Here is a 12,126-nt window from a genome sequence, read left to right as displayed (position 1 = left end):
CTCACACTCGTGTTTGACGGCCTGGCCAACTGGTGGGACGGGGTCGAGCTGTGGCTCGCCCAAGCCTGGTTCCCCGTGCAATTCGTGCTGGTGATGGCGGTGCTCGTGCCGCTGTGCCTGCTCGCCGCGTGGGCCATCGACAAGCTGGTCGAACGCTTCGGCCGCCGGTTCGGCACGGCCCGTGACGACGACGGTCCCGGCCGCTCCTAAGCTGGCACACCATGGTCAACCGTAGGCGGATCACCGCTGCGCTCGTCGGTCTCCTCGTGCTGGTGCTCGGCGGGTGGCTCGTCAAGGAAACCGCCGGGTCCCCGGATTCGCCGGCGCCCGCGTCCTCGTCGGGCGCCCCGGCCGCCGCCTCCGGGAAGGTGCCGGGGGCGGATTCGAAGCTGCCGGTGAAGCCGTTGTCGTCGCTGCCGTCGCAGGCGAAGGACACCTGGAACCTGATCCAGAAGGGCGGGCCCTATCCGTACCCGCGCAACGACGACGTCGTGTTCCAGAACCGGGAAAAGGTGCTGCCGGCGGAGAAGAACGGCTACTACCACGAGTACACCGTGAAGACGCCAGGAAGCCCGGACCGAGGGGCACGCCGGCTGATCACAGGGGCGGGGAAAGAGTTGTATTACACAGCGGATCATTACGCGTCGTTCGTCGTTGTGGACCCCGCGCGGTGAGCGGGGAAACGGCGCAGGCCGCGGCGGACGCGGCTTTCGCGCGCGGGGCTTATCCGCACCGGATCGACGGGGCGCGGACGCTGGACAAGCTGTCGGCGCTGGACGCGATCGGCGAGGCGCTGTCTTTTCCGTCTTACTTCGGGCGGAATCTGGACGCGCTGTACGACATGCTCACGGATTTGTCGTGGTTGCCGACCGGCGAGCACGTGCTGATCTGGGTCGGCTCGGACGGATTGAAGGCCGCCGAACCCAAGGCTTATCTGGCGGTGCGGAGCGTGCTGTCGGACGCGCAGCGCGCGATGGGCTCCGGTGCGCGGCGGCTGACCTTGGTGCTGGTGGATTCCTGAAGCGGTCCGTGAGGGAACTCCCGGAGGAGTCCCCTCACCGGCGCCGTCAGTCCTGCGGGACCCAGTTCGGCTTCCGCTTCTGAGCGAAGGCCAGGATGCCTTCCTGGCCTTCTTCGCTCGCGAAGAACCCGGCGGAGAGGGCGTTCATGTCGGCGAAGCCCTCGGCCGGGGTGGCCGGACGCGGGCGGGCCAGCAGTTCCTTGGTGGCGGCCAGGGCTTTCGGGCCGCCCAGGGTCAGCGACTTGAGGTAGCCCTCGACGGTCTTGTCCAGGTCTTCCGCCGGGACGCAGGCGTTCAGGAGACCGATTTCCACCGCGCGCTTCGCGTCGAACACGTCGCCGGTCAGGAAGAGTTCGTGCGCGGCCCGGGCGTTCAGCCTCGGGAGCACCGTCAGGCTGATAACCGCCGGGACGACGCCGATCCGGACCTCCGAGAAGGCGAAGGTCGCTTCCGGGACCGCGACCGCGATGTCGCAGGCGGCGACCATGCCGATGCCGCCCGCGCGAGCCGGGCCGGCCAGCCGGGCGACGACCGGTTTCGGGCTCGTCCACAGCTGGTCCAGGATCTGCGGGAACTCGTTCACGCCCTGGTCGGACGAGCCTGCCCCGCGGGCTTCCTTCAAATCCATGCCCGCGCAGAAGACCGGGCCGGTGTGGGTCAGCTGCACCACGCGCACCGCGTCGTCCTCGCGAGCCTTGGTCAGCGACTCGCTCAGTTCCCTTCGCAGCTGCGCCGACAGCGCGTTGCGGTTGTGCGGGGAGTCCAGGGTGATCGTGGCGATGCCGACCGCCACCTCGTAGTGCACCAGTTCGTCAGCCATGCCTGACACTTTCGCATACCGGCGGTCCGGGAGCGGGTGTGAAGTTCATGCACGAAAAAGCGTGCATGAAAACTCGTGCACCGCTACTTTGGAAGCATGGCAGAACCTCGTCGCGCTGATCTGAAAGCCCTCAAAGCGCTCGCGAGCCCGTTGCGGCAGCGGATTCTCGAGGCGCTCGCCGCGTCCGGGCCGGCGACGTCGACGACGCTCGCCGAGCGGCTGGGCGTCACCAGCGGCGGGACCAGTTACAACCTGCGGATCCTGGCGGAGAACGGGTTCGTCGAGGAGCTTCCCGAACGCGCGCGCGGGCGGGAGCGCTGGTGGCGCGTGACGGATTACGACCTGCGGTTGCCGCCCGCGGACGAGCGGGACGATCCGGCCAAGGCTGCGATCGGCGAGCTGCACCGGTTGTGGCTCGCGGGCGACACCGAGCTGTACGAACGGTTCGAGCGCGACCGGCCGCAGCTCGGGGAGTGGGCGGACGCGGTTCCGTACTCGCGCGGCGCGATCACCGTGACGCTGGACGAGCTGGGCGATTTCTTCGAGGCGTATCTCGCCTTGCTGCGGCGGTACCAACGGCCGGACGACGAGACGCCGGAGGGGGCGCGCCGGGTCGAGACGCGGATGATCGCGTTCCCGGCGTCGGCCGGAGAGGAGGCAGGCCAGGACTGACCTCAAGAAAGGCCCTGGGTGCCGAGCGGCCACTCGGCACCCAGGAATAAGGGAAAACGCGCACGATCTCCCGAAGCAAGGAGAACACTTCATGCTGCCCTGGGGCAAATCGCGGCTCGCTGCCGCGATCCTCGCGCTGGGCTCGGTCTTGCCGACCGCCCAGCCAGTACAAGCACCACCGTCCGCTGACCTCAGTTTCACTGGCTCTGGCGGGATTGCCTTGCACGGCACGGTATTCCGGCCGGAAGGACCAGCGAAGTCCGCGATCGTCCTGCAAGGCGGGTCGGACTGGCGGACCCGGGACGACCTGCGGTTGCAGGCTGAGATGTTCACGCGGCTCGGCGTCACGACACTCGTGTACGACCGGCGTACCAGCGGTTATTCGAAAACCCAGCGCAATTACGGCGTGCTGGCGGACGATCTGGTCTCGGCGGTGCGCGCGTTGCGGGCACAGTCGGGAGCCAAGGACGTCGGCGTCTGGGGCGTCAGCGAGGGTGCGTGGGTCGCGCCGCTCGCCGCGACGCGGACGGCCGACATCTCGTACGTGATCACGGTCGGCGGATCCGGGTTGGGTGGAGCGAGGCAGACCTCGTGGTATTGGGGGAATGTCCTTCGCCACCAAGGGATTTCCGGTTCGCTGCTGACGACCTTGCCGGTCCAAGGCACCCGGTTCGCGATCGGGGCCGGACTGTTTCCCGAGGCCGATTACGACCCGGTGCCGGTGTTGCGGCGGCTGAAACAGCCGATCCTGGCGTTGTGGGGCGACCTCGACATCAACCACGCGCCGGTGGAGAGCTCCCGGATTTTCGCGGACGCGCTGGCCGGAAAACCGGACCACACGATCCGGTTCGTCGCGGGCGGCGGGCCGGATCTGTACGCGACCAGCGACGCCGGGTTCGACCGGCTGCCTCGAGTTGTGCCCGGCTATCCGGCAGTCGTCGGGGAATGGCTGGCGGACCGGCGGGGCGTGCACGTCGAGACCGCGGCCTTCACGCAGCGGCCGACCGAAGCGCTGCAGCCGCTTGCCTGGTGGGAATCTGTTGGGGTGCAAGCGATTGCGCTTGCCTTGCTGCTCGGCGGGTTCGCGGTCGGCGGCGTGGTTTCGCTGGTGCGTCGCCGGGGGACCAGGTCGTCGCGGTGGCTGGCCGGGTTGGGGACGGCGACTGTCGCTGGCTTCGTCGGATTGCTGGGCTGGGCGCAGTTGTCCGGGATGAAGGATTTCGGGCCGGTGCTCGCCGGGCGGCCGTTGCCGTGGCTCGCGGTGCAAACGCTGGCGGTGGCGACGGTGGTGGCGTTGGCAATAACCGTTGCGGGGTTGCGGAAACCGGACCGGCGGCGCGGGGCGATCGCGCCGCTCGCAGCCGGGCTGGTGTTCGTTCCGTGGGCGGTCTACTGGGGATTGCTGCTGCCGTGAACCGGACCGCGGCCACCCGGGCGCAGGGGGTGGCCGCGGTGCGGATCAGCCGATGGTCGTGGTCGTGAAGACCGGGCTCGGGTTCGGGAAGCACGCCGTCGGCGCGGTCACGTCGCCGATGATGCTGCTGGCCACGGCCTTGAAGGTCAGGCCGGGGTCGCTGTAGCTGGTGCCGGACAGTTTCGTTTCGATCTTGCCGGAGTCGCCCGCCTTGAGGTGCGCGGTGATGGTCGGCAGTTCGAAGGTCGAACCGCCGGCGATCGGGCCGGGGAAGCTTAGTGTCGCGACGCCGTCGGCAACGCTGATCGTCGGCGCGGTGTCGCCGAGGCCGGAGCCGCCGGTGAGGTCGGCGCTGACGTAGGTCGAGTTGGCCGGGATCGGGAATTTCAGCGCGAAGGTGTTGATGTTCTTGACTTTGTTGCCGCCCACGTCGCTCGGGACGGTGTTGGGGGCGGGGTCGATGACGACGTCGAACGCGCCGCCGGGCGCGACCGTCGCGGGCGCGGTGACGTCGGCGTTCTGGGTCAGCGAAACCTGCTGCGGGCCGACCACCGGCGCGTCGGCCTGACAGTCGAAGGTGACCGCGGCCGCGGCGGACGCCGGGGCGGCGAGGGCGAGCGGAAGGGCGGCGACTGCCGTCAGCGCGGCCAGCCGGTAAAAGTGAGGTGCTTTCATCTGTGTGCTCCTACCTGCGGGTTTCACGGGGGAGAGAGAAAGCTGCGCAGCGATTAGAGAGTTACCGGCAAGTTAAGCAGTGCGTCAAGGATTGACCGTTCACAGGCGCGTACCGTAACGGAAAATGTGAATATCGCTCACCTCGTGGCGGTAGGGGCGGTCCGATCGGCCGTTCGGGCCTACTGACGGTGGTCCGACAGGGCGAGCCAGGCCAATTCGACCCAGCGCTGCCGGGCGGGTTCCGGAACGTCGGCGCCGGGCGAAGCGGCCAGGAGCAGTCCGACGTCGTCGGCAGAGATCCCCGGGCGCAAGGCGCGGTCTCGGTGCGCGGAGTCGATGAGGGATTCGATCGCGTTGGTCGCGTGCTCGCGCATCGCTCGCAGCGGCTCGGGCGAGAGGTTCGAGAGCGCGGCGCGGAGCAGGCGCGCTTCGCCGAGGTCGACGACGACTCGGCGGATCAGGTCGAGAAGTTCGTCCGCTGCGGTGGTCTTGCCTGCGGAGACCCGGGCAGCGGCAGTGTCGAGCAGGTCGGTGATCGCGGTGCCGAGGTCTTCGGCGATCTCGCTTATCAGGTCCTGTTTGGCCGGGAAATGCCGGTAGAGAGTGCCGACGGCGACCCCTGCCTCGGCGGCGATCTCGTCCATTCCGGCCTCGGGCCCGCGCGCGATCAGCAGGGTTCGCGCGGCGGTGAGGATCGCCGCCCGGTTTCGTGCCGCGTCCGCTCGCACTGCCGCTCCTTGCCGATAAAGGTGAACTGATGGTTCACTATACAACATGAACGAGTGGTTCAGGTTAGAGGGCGAGCAGCACGGCCGGGTCGCGGTGGTCACCGGTGCGAACACGGGGATCGGCTTCGAGGCGGCCCGCGCGCTGGCTGAGCGCGGGGCCCGGGTCGTGCTGGCCTGCCGGGACGAGCGGAAAGCACACGACGCGGTGCGCCGGATCGGCCCGGGGGCGGAGGTCGTCCGGCTGGATCTGGCGTCGCTGGATTCCGTGCGGGAGGCGGCCGGCGAGCTGCGCGCCCGGCACGACCGGATCGACCTGCTGATCAACAACGCCGGGGTGACCGGCGTGTCCGGCCGGACCGCCGACGGATTCGAAACGCAGTTCGGGGTGAATCACCTCGGCCACTTCGCGTGGACGGCACTGCTGCTCGAGGTGCCGGGCTCCCGGGTGGTGACGGTCAGCAGCATCGCGCACCGGTTCGGCCGGATCGACCCTGAAGACCTGCGGGCGGCCAGCGGCTATCCGGCGTCGAAACTGGCCAATCTGCTGTTCGCCTACGAACTCGCGAAACGCTTGCGCGGCACCGAAACCGTCTCGCTCGCCGCGCATCCCGGCGGGGCGACTACCGACATCTTCCGATACTCGTCGCCAGTTTTCCGGGGTGTGAACTTGGCGATCGCCCGGCTGCTCGGGCGGACGCCCGCGATGGGCGCGCTGCCGACCCTGCGAGCGGCCACCGATCCCGGCGCGCGCAACGGCGAGTACTACGGTCCCGGCGGGCTTTTCGAGATCCGCGGCTGTCCGGAGCGGGTCAAGTCCAGCCCGCGTTCGCACGACGACGACCTGCAACGCCGGTTGTGGGAAGCATCGCTGCGGGCGACCGGGGCGGTCTGCCCGGTGTGAAGGTCAGGCGGCGGTCCGCAGCAGGCCGGAGATCGCGGCGGCATACCGGCCGATCACGACGTCCGCCACGCGCGGGTCGTCCGCCAGCGGCTCGGCGATGAACGCGTCCGGGTCGGCGTCGCGGGCCAGCGAGGCGATCCGGTCCGGCAGCAGGCCGGGGGCCAGGAACCACGACGCCACCACGAGATGCCGGACGCCGCGGTCGCGCAGGCGGGCGGCGGCGGCCGGGATGTCCGGCTGGGTCGCGCTGGCGAACGCCTCGCTCACCGGAAGCCCGAGCTGCTTTTCCCAGCGCGCGGCCAAGCCGGCGACGACCGCGTTGGCGTCAGGGTTGGAGGAGCCGACCGCGCTCAGCAGGATCCCAGTCCCGGCGCGGCGGCGGGCTCCGGCGAGCCTTTCGAGGGCGACGGCTTCGAGCGCCGGGTCCGCGCCGAGCACGTCCGACACCTGGATCCGGAACCCGGGGCACTCCGCGGTCACCTCGTCGACCAGCGCGGGCAGGTCGACCCGGGCATGGAAAGCGCTGCCCAGCAACAACGGCACCACGACCGCGGAGCGGTGCCCATCGGCGTAGAGCTTGCGGAGCACGTCGGTGACGCGCGGCTCCGACAGGTCGAGAAACGACTCGTGCACGTCCAGCCCCGGTGCCTGCGCACGGACGACGTCGACCAGCGCCCGCACGGTCGCGGCGGAGCGGGGATCACGACTGCCGTGCGCGACGGCGACCAGGGGAGGCGTCACGAGAACCGCTCTCCGACGAGACCGGCGGCGAGGGTGTCGCCGTCCTTCGGGTCGATCACCAGGAACGCGCCGGTGCGCGGGCTGACGCCGTAGTCGTCCACCGGCAGCGGCTCGGCCAGCTGCAGGGTGACGCTGCCGATGTCGTTCAGCTCCAGGCTTTCCGGGGACTCCACACTGGACAGTGTCTGCTCGTCGAACCGGGCGTGCAACTCGGCGGTCAGCGCCTGCACGGTCCGGGTGCCGTGCTTGACCAGCACCCGCGCGCCGGTCTTGAGCGGCTTCGACGACAGCCAGCACAGCGTGCCGGTGATCTCGTCGCTCACCTCCGGCGGCGAGTCGGCGGCCGCGATGAGGTCGCCGCGGCTGATGTCGATGTCGTCGGCGAGCAGCAGGGTCACCGAGGTTCCGGCTCCCGCTTCCTCCAACGGCCCGTCGGCGGTGTCGATCCGCTCGACCCGGCTGCGGATCCCTTGCGGCTGCACGACGATCTCGTCGCCAGGACGCACCGTGCCGGCGGCGATCTGACCGGCGTAGCCGCGGTAGTCCGGGTACTCCGGGGTGCGCGGGCGGATCACGTACTGCACCGGGAACCGCAGTGCGGAATCGTGCGGATCCGGTGCCACCGGCACGTTTTCGAGGTGCTCCAGCAGTGACGGGCCGTTGTACCAAGGGGTTCGCTCGGACCGGCTGGCGACGTTGTCGCCGACTAGCGCCGAAACCGGGATGGCGACGACGGACGCCGCGTCGTAGCCGAGGGATTCCGCGTGCGCGGTGAACTCCTTGGCGATGACGCCGAAGGTGTTCTCGTCGTAGCCGACGAGGTCGATCTTGTTCACCGCCAGCACCAGCCGCGGAACGCCGAGCAGCGCGAGCACGGCCGCGTGCCGCCGGGTCTGCTCGACCACGCCGTTGCGCGCGTCGACCAGCAGCACGGCGAGCTGCGCGGTGGACGCGCCGGTGACCGTGTTGCGGGTGTACTGCACGTGTCCCGGGGTGTCGGCGAGCACGAACGACCGCTTCGGCGTCGCGAAATACCGGTACGCGACGTCGATCGTGATGCCCTGCTCGCGCTCCGAGCGCAGGCCGTCGACGAGCAGCGAAAGGTCCGGAGTGGACAGTCCTTTGTCGACAGACGCGCGGGTGACCGCGTCGAGCTGGTCGGCGAGGACGGACTTGGTGTCGTACAGCAGCCGCCCGACCAGCGTGGACTTCCCGTCGTCCACGCTGCCCGCGGTGGCCAGCCTCAGCAGGCTCGACATCAGAAGTAGCCCTCCCGTTTGCGGTCTTCCATGGCCGCCTCGGACATCCGGTCGTCGGCGCGGGTCGCGCCGCGTTCGGTGAGCCGCGAAGCCTGCACCTCGGCGATGACTTCCTCCACAGTGGACGCCGTGGATTCGATCGCCCCCGTGCACGAACCGTCGCCGACGGTCCGGTAGCGCACGCTCAGCTCGCGCACGTCCTCGCCGGGACGCGGCCCGCCCCATGGGCCTTCGCTGAGCCACATGCCGTCGCGCTGGTAGACCGCGCGCTGGTGGGCGTAGTAGATCGAAGGCAGTTCGACCTTCTCCCGCGCGATGTAGTTCCACACGTCGGCCTCGGTCCAGTTGGACAGCGGGAACACGCGGACCTGCTCGCCGGGGCGGTGCCGTCCGTTGTAGAGGTTCCACAGCTCCGGCCGCTGCCGGCGCGGCTCCCACTGGCCGAAAGCGTTGCGCAGGCTGAAGATTCGCTCCTTCGCCCGTGCCCGCTCCTCGTCGCGGCGACCGCCGCCGAAGACCGCGTCGAACTTGTTCTCCGCGATGGTTTCCAGCAGCGGCGTGGTCTGCAGCGGGTTGCGCAGGCCGTCGGCGCGCTCCTCGAGCCTGCCGTCGTCGATCCAGTCCTGCACCTTCGCGACGACCAGCCGCAGGCCGTGCTTTTCGACCACGCGGTCGCGGAATTCCAGGACCTCGTCGAAGTTGTGCCCGGTGTCCACGTGCAGCAGCGGGAACGGCACCGGCGCGGGCCAGAAGGCCTTGATCGCCAGGTGCAGCATCAGCGTCGAGTCCTTGCCGCCGGAGAACAGGATCACCGGCCGGTCGAACTCGCCCGCGACCTCGCGGAAGATGTGGATGGCCTCGGATTCGAGGGCGGCGAGATTGTCCACCGCGGCATCGGCCGCTGGCTCCAAAGTCGTCATGTTTCCTTCCTCAGCCATGCAAACCGCACTCGGTTTTCGACTGCCCCGCCCACCGGCCGCTGCGCGGATCCTGGCCCGGTTCGACCTTCGCGGTGCAGGGCGCGCAGCCGATCGAGAGATAGCCGATCGACACCAGCGGGTTCTCCAGGATCCCGTTCTCGTGCAGGTAGCCGGTGAACTCGTCGTCGGTCCACGCCGCGATCGGGTTGATCTTCACCAGCCCGTTGCGGTCGTCCCAGGTGACGATCGGCGTGTTCGCGCGGGTCGGCGCGTCGACCCGGCGCACGCCGGTGACCCACGCCGAGTACTTGCCGAGCGTCTGCCGCAGCGGAACCACCTTGCGCAGGAAGCAGCATTGGCCAGGGTCGCGTTCGTGCAGCTTCGGCCCGTACTCCGCGTCCTGTTCGGCGACGCTCTGCTCGGCTTGGGCGTTGACGATCCGCACCTCCGGGTACACCGTCTGCACCGCGTCGCGCACCCCGAGGGTTTCGGCGAAGTGGTAGCCGGTCTCCAAGAACAGCACGTCCACCGCGGGCTTGACCTTCGTGGCGAGATCGATCAGCACGGCGTCCTGCATGTTCGACGCCACGATGAAGTCGTCGCCGAAGGTCTCGGCCGTCCAGCGCAGCGCCTCCTCGGCGGTCGCGTCGGCCAGTTCCTTCTCGGCGCGTTCGGCCAGCGCCCGGTAGTCCGCCACCGCGGTCACTGCAGCACCCCTTCGTCCGCCCGCAGCGCCCACTGCGGGAAACGTTCGCCCGGTTCGCGGCCCGCGACATACGCGCGCACCACGCGTTCCACGTACTCGACCAGCTCGCCGGCGGTGACCTTGTGCCCGCGCAGCTTCCGGCCGAACCCGGCGTCGAGGCCGAGCCCGCCGCCGAGGTGCACCTGGAAGCCCTCGACCTGGTTGCCGTCGGCGTCGGTGACGATCTGGCCCTTGAGCCCGATGTCCGCGGTCTGCACGCGGGCGCAGGAGTTCGGGCAGCCGTTGAGATGCACCGTCACCGGCGTCTCCAGCTGCGCGTTGATGTCGGCGAGCGACTTCTCCAGATCCGCGACCAGCTGCTGCGCGCGCACCTTCGTCTCGACGATCGCGAGCTTGCAGAACTCCAGCCCGGTGCACGCCATCACGCTGCGCCGCCACGGCGACGGCTTGGTCTTCAGGCCCAGTTCGCTCAGCTCCGCCTCCAAGGCGGGGAGCTTATCCTCGGGGACGTCGAGCACGACCAGCTTCTGGTGCGGGGTCAGCCGCACCCGCTGCGATCCGGCGCGCTCGGCCGCGTCGGCGACGGCGACCAGCGTGCTGCCCGACACCCGCCCGGCGATCGGCGCGGCTCCGACGTAGTACTTGCCGTCCTTCTGCCGGTGCGCGCCGACGTGGTCGACCGGGGTCGCGGGGTTTTCCGGCGGCGGGCCGTCGATCAGCTTCCGCTTGAGGTATTCGGTTTCGAGCACCTCGCGGAACTTTTCGATGCCCCAGTCCTTGACCAGGAACTTCAGCCGCGCCCGCGAACGGAGCCGCCGGTAGCCGTAGTCGCGGAAGATCGAGACGACTCCCGCCCACACCTCCGGGACCTCGTCCAGCGGCACCCACGCGCCGAGCCGCTGCGCGAGCATCGGGTTCGTGGACAGCCCGCCGCCGACCCACAGGTCGAGGCCGGGACCGTGCTCGGGGTGGTCCACGCCGACGAAGGCGATGTCGTTGATCTCGTGCACGATGTCCGGCAGCCCGGAGATCGCGGTCTTGAACTTGCGCGGCAGGTTGGCGAACCGCGGGTCGCCGATGTAGCGGCTGAGGATCTCGTCGATCGCCGGAGTGGCGTCGAGCACCTCGTTCTCGGCGATGCCGGCGACCGGGGAGCCGAGCACGACGCGCGGGCAGTCGCCGCACGCCTCAGTGGTGGACAGGCCGACGTTCTCCAGCCGGGACCAGATGGAGGGCACGTCCTCGATCTCGATCCAGTGGTACTGGATGTTCTGCCGGTCGCTGATGTCGGCGGTGTCGCGCGCGTGCTGCTGCGAGATCTCGCCGACCACCCGCAGTTGCTCGGTGGTGAGCGCGCCGCCGTCGATGCGGACGCGCATCATGAAGTAGCGGTCGTCCAGCTCCTCCGGCTCCAGCAGCGCGGTGCGGCCGCCGTCGATGCCGGGCTTGCGCTGGGTGTAGAGGCCGAACCAGCGGAACCGGCCGCGCAGGTCGCCGGGATCGATGGAGTCGAAGCCCCGGTGCGCGTAGATGTTTTCGATCCGGGCGCGGACGTTGAGCGGGCTGTCGTCCTTCTTCGAGCGCTCGTTCGGGTTCAGCGGCTCCCGGTAACCGAGCGCCCACTGACCCTCGCCCCGCTTCTGGCGCGGCCGGGGCGCGCGGCCCTTCGCGGGCGTTTCACGCGTGGGTGCGGACATGAAGATCCTCCGGGCGGGGTGGTCGAGGCGGCTCCGCCGCGGCGTCGATGCGGGGCGAGAGCGGGCCGGTGGTCCAGGTGGTGGGCTGGGCAGGCTTCGGCGGGAGTCAGCGAACAGGCCGGCAGAGCGCGCTCGCGACCCGGAGAAGGTCGACGTGGCGGCGCGCCACGAGAAGGACACCGGCAGGACTCACCGGCTCAGATTGCCACGCGAGCCGAACCTGGTCCAAGGGCGTCCGGATCGTGGGAGAAGGCTCACTCCAGCGGTGCGAAACCGCCCCGGATGTGCATTAGCCAGGCGATCTGCCTGGTCTTTCCCGTCCTTCGGACTCCTAGTGAGACAGTATTGGCCGCTTGCCTACGCGGGTCGCGACGGGCGGCGCATCGTTCGGCCGCCGAACTTTCCTCCGGGTGGCGCAGGGCATTGCCCCGCAGGGGAGCGGCGTCGCTTTCAAGTCCGTGAAGGACCCCTTGAGGGAATCAGATTCCCTCAAGGGGCCCTTCACGGACCTACAGAAACGATCCGGAAGGCGTCAATCGGGCATTTCGGATGGGTTGGCGTCCCGTGTGGAC

The 12,126-nt window shown here is 69.6% G+C and carries 15 protein-coding genes; 6 read left to right on the top strand and 9 right to left on the bottom strand.

Annotation, left to right across the window (positions count from 1 at the left end):
- Positions 1-9 precede the first annotated feature (9 nt).
- The 3 genes from ACWGIC_RS29060 to ACWGIC_RS29050 are packed head-to-tail and all read left to right on the top strand — an operon-like array spanning position 10 to position 1,021.
- Positions 10-210 (top strand): hypothetical protein, encoded by a 201-nt coding sequence (locus ACWGIC_RS29060; RefSeq protein ID WP_452079103.1) that lies wholly within the window; start codon positions 10-12, stop codon positions 208-210.
- Positions 211-221: 11 nt separating this feature from the next.
- The gene (locus ACWGIC_RS29055; protein WP_093573462.1) at positions 222-674 is read left to right on the top strand and encodes a ribonuclease domain-containing protein; all 453 of its coding nucleotides are present in this window, start codon (positions 222-224) and stop codon (positions 672-674) included.
- Complete coding sequence (locus ACWGIC_RS29050; protein ID WP_452079102.1) at positions 671-1,021, top strand: barstar family protein; 351 nt, start codon at positions 671-673, stop codon at positions 1,019-1,021. The genes ACWGIC_RS29055 and ACWGIC_RS29050 overlap by 4 nt, the downstream gene beginning before the upstream one ends.
- A 46-nt stretch (positions 1,022-1,067) precedes the next feature.
- Here ACWGIC_RS29050 and ACWGIC_RS29045 read toward each other — a convergent pair whose 3' ends face one another.
- The gene (locus ACWGIC_RS29045; protein WP_452079101.1) at positions 1,068-1,841 is read right to left on the bottom strand and encodes an enoyl-CoA hydratase family protein; all 774 of its coding nucleotides are present in this window, start codon (positions 1,839-1,841) and stop codon (positions 1,068-1,070) included.
- A 96-nt stretch (positions 1,842-1,937) separates the two neighbouring features.
- On the opposite strand from ACWGIC_RS29045, the gene ACWGIC_RS29040 reads away from it, so the two are divergent.
- Both ACWGIC_RS29040 and ACWGIC_RS29035 read left to right on the top strand, forming a co-directional pair.
- Positions 1,938-2,513 (top strand): ArsR/SmtB family transcription factor, encoded by a 576-nt coding sequence (locus ACWGIC_RS29040; protein ID WP_452079100.1) that lies wholly within the window; start codon positions 1,938-1,940, stop codon positions 2,511-2,513.
- Between the two features lie 91 nt (positions 2,514-2,604).
- Positions 2,605-3,927, top strand: a complete 1,323-nt coding sequence (locus ACWGIC_RS29035) for an alpha/beta hydrolase family protein (RefSeq protein ID WP_452079099.1) — start codon at positions 2,605-2,607, stop codon at positions 3,925-3,927.
- Positions 3,928-3,972: 45 nt separating this feature from the next.
- Here the strand turns inward: ACWGIC_RS29035 and ACWGIC_RS29030 are convergent, their stop codons facing one another.
- Together ACWGIC_RS29030 and ACWGIC_RS29025 are read right to left on the bottom strand one after the other, a co-directional pair.
- Complete coding sequence (locus ACWGIC_RS29030) at positions 3,973-4,602, bottom strand: cyclase (protein WP_452079098.1); 630 nt, start codon at positions 4,600-4,602, stop codon at positions 3,973-3,975.
- A 179-nt stretch (positions 4,603-4,781) separates the two neighbouring features.
- On the bottom strand, positions 4,782-5,330 hold the full coding sequence (locus ACWGIC_RS29025; protein WP_452079097.1) for a TetR/AcrR family transcriptional regulator: 549 nt from the start codon (positions 5,328-5,330) through the stop codon (positions 4,782-4,784).
- 46 nt (positions 5,331-5,376) lie between these two features.
- Here ACWGIC_RS29025 and ACWGIC_RS29020 point away from each other — a divergent pair, with 46 nt between their 5' ends.
- Positions 5,377-6,231 carry an oxidoreductase gene (locus ACWGIC_RS29020; RefSeq protein ID WP_452079096.1) on the top strand — a complete coding sequence of 285 codons (855 nt, stop codon included), beginning with the start codon at positions 5,377-5,379 and terminating at the stop codon, positions 6,229-6,231.
- A 3-nt stretch (positions 6,232-6,234) separates the two neighbouring features.
- Here ACWGIC_RS29020 and ACWGIC_RS29015 read toward each other — a convergent pair whose 3' ends face one another.
- The 6 genes from ACWGIC_RS29015 to ACWGIC_RS28990 all read right to left on the bottom strand — a co-directional run bounded on the left by ACWGIC_RS29015 (position 6,235) and on the right by ACWGIC_RS28990 (position 11,747).
- A complete protein-coding gene (locus ACWGIC_RS29015; protein WP_452079095.1) occupies positions 6,235-6,972 on the bottom strand; it encodes a sirohydrochlorin chelatase in 738 nt (245 codons plus the stop codon).
- Positions 6,969-8,231, bottom strand: coding sequence for a sulfate adenylyltransferase subunit 1 (locus ACWGIC_RS29010; protein ID WP_452079094.1), 1,263 nt, complete (start codon positions 8,229-8,231; stop codon positions 6,969-6,971). The genes ACWGIC_RS29015 and ACWGIC_RS29010 overlap by 4 nt, the downstream gene beginning before the upstream one ends.
- Entirely contained in the window at positions 8,231-9,151 is a 921-nt protein-coding gene (gene cysD, locus ACWGIC_RS29005; RefSeq protein ID WP_037813676.1) for a sulfate adenylyltransferase subunit CysD, read from the bottom strand. Before cysD ends, ACWGIC_RS29010 begins: the two co-directional genes overlap by 1 nt.
- Before the next feature lie 10 nt (positions 9,152-9,161).
- Entirely contained in the window at positions 9,162-9,857 is a 696-nt protein-coding gene (locus ACWGIC_RS29000; protein WP_452079093.1) for a phosphoadenylyl-sulfate reductase, read from the bottom strand.
- The gene (locus ACWGIC_RS28995) at positions 9,854-11,554 is read right to left on the bottom strand and encodes a nitrite/sulfite reductase (RefSeq protein WP_452079092.1); all 1,701 of its coding nucleotides are present in this window, start codon (positions 11,552-11,554) and stop codon (positions 9,854-9,856) included. The genes ACWGIC_RS29000 and ACWGIC_RS28995 overlap by 4 nt, the downstream gene beginning before the upstream one ends.
- 106 nt (positions 11,555-11,660) lie before the next feature.
- Positions 11,661-11,747: a putative leader peptide gene (locus ACWGIC_RS28990; RefSeq protein ID WP_350540000.1), complete on the bottom strand. Its 87-nt coding sequence runs from the start codon at positions 11,745-11,747 to the stop codon at positions 11,661-11,663.
- Positions 11,748-12,126 lie beyond the last annotated feature (379 nt).

The sequence above is a fragment of the Amycolatopsis sp. NPDC054798 genome, assembly GCF_053611505.1.
This window is presented reverse-complemented; position numbering and strand designations above follow the sequence as displayed.

Excerpts from the sequence above, each read along its gene's own strand:
- ACWGIC_RS29055 (WP_093573462.1), top strand. The coding sequence starts at position 222 with ATGGTCAACCGTAGGCGGATCACCGCTGCGCTCGTCGGTCTCCTCGTG.
- ACWGIC_RS29045 (WP_452079101.1), bottom strand. The coding sequence starts at position 1,841 with ATGGCTGACGAACTGGTGCACTACGAGGTGGCGGTCGGCATCGCCACG.
- ACWGIC_RS29040 (WP_452079100.1), top strand. The coding sequence starts at position 1,938 with ATGGCAGAACCTCGTCGCGCTGATCTGAAAGCCCTCAAAGCGCTCGCG.
- ACWGIC_RS29035 (WP_452079099.1), top strand. The coding sequence starts at position 2,605 with ATGCTGCCCTGGGGCAAATCGCGGCTCGCTGCCGCGATCCTCGCGCTG.
- ACWGIC_RS29030 (WP_452079098.1), bottom strand. The coding sequence starts at position 4,602 with ATGAAAGCACCTCACTTTTACCGGCTGGCCGCGCTGACGGCAGTCGCC.
- ACWGIC_RS29020 (WP_452079096.1), top strand. The coding sequence starts at position 5,377 with ATGAACGAGTGGTTCAGGTTAGAGGGCGAGCAGCACGGCCGGGTCGCG.
- ACWGIC_RS29010 (WP_452079094.1), bottom strand. The coding sequence starts at position 8,231 with ATGTCGAGCCTGCTGAGGCTGGCCACCGCGGGCAGCGTGGACGACGGG.
- cysD (WP_037813676.1), bottom strand. The coding sequence starts at position 9,151 with ATGACGACTTTGGAGCCAGCGGCCGATGCCGCGGTGGACAATCTCGCC.
- ACWGIC_RS28995 (WP_452079092.1), bottom strand. The coding sequence starts at position 11,554 with ATGTCCGCACCCACGCGTGAAACGCCCGCGAAGGGCCGCGCGCCCCGG.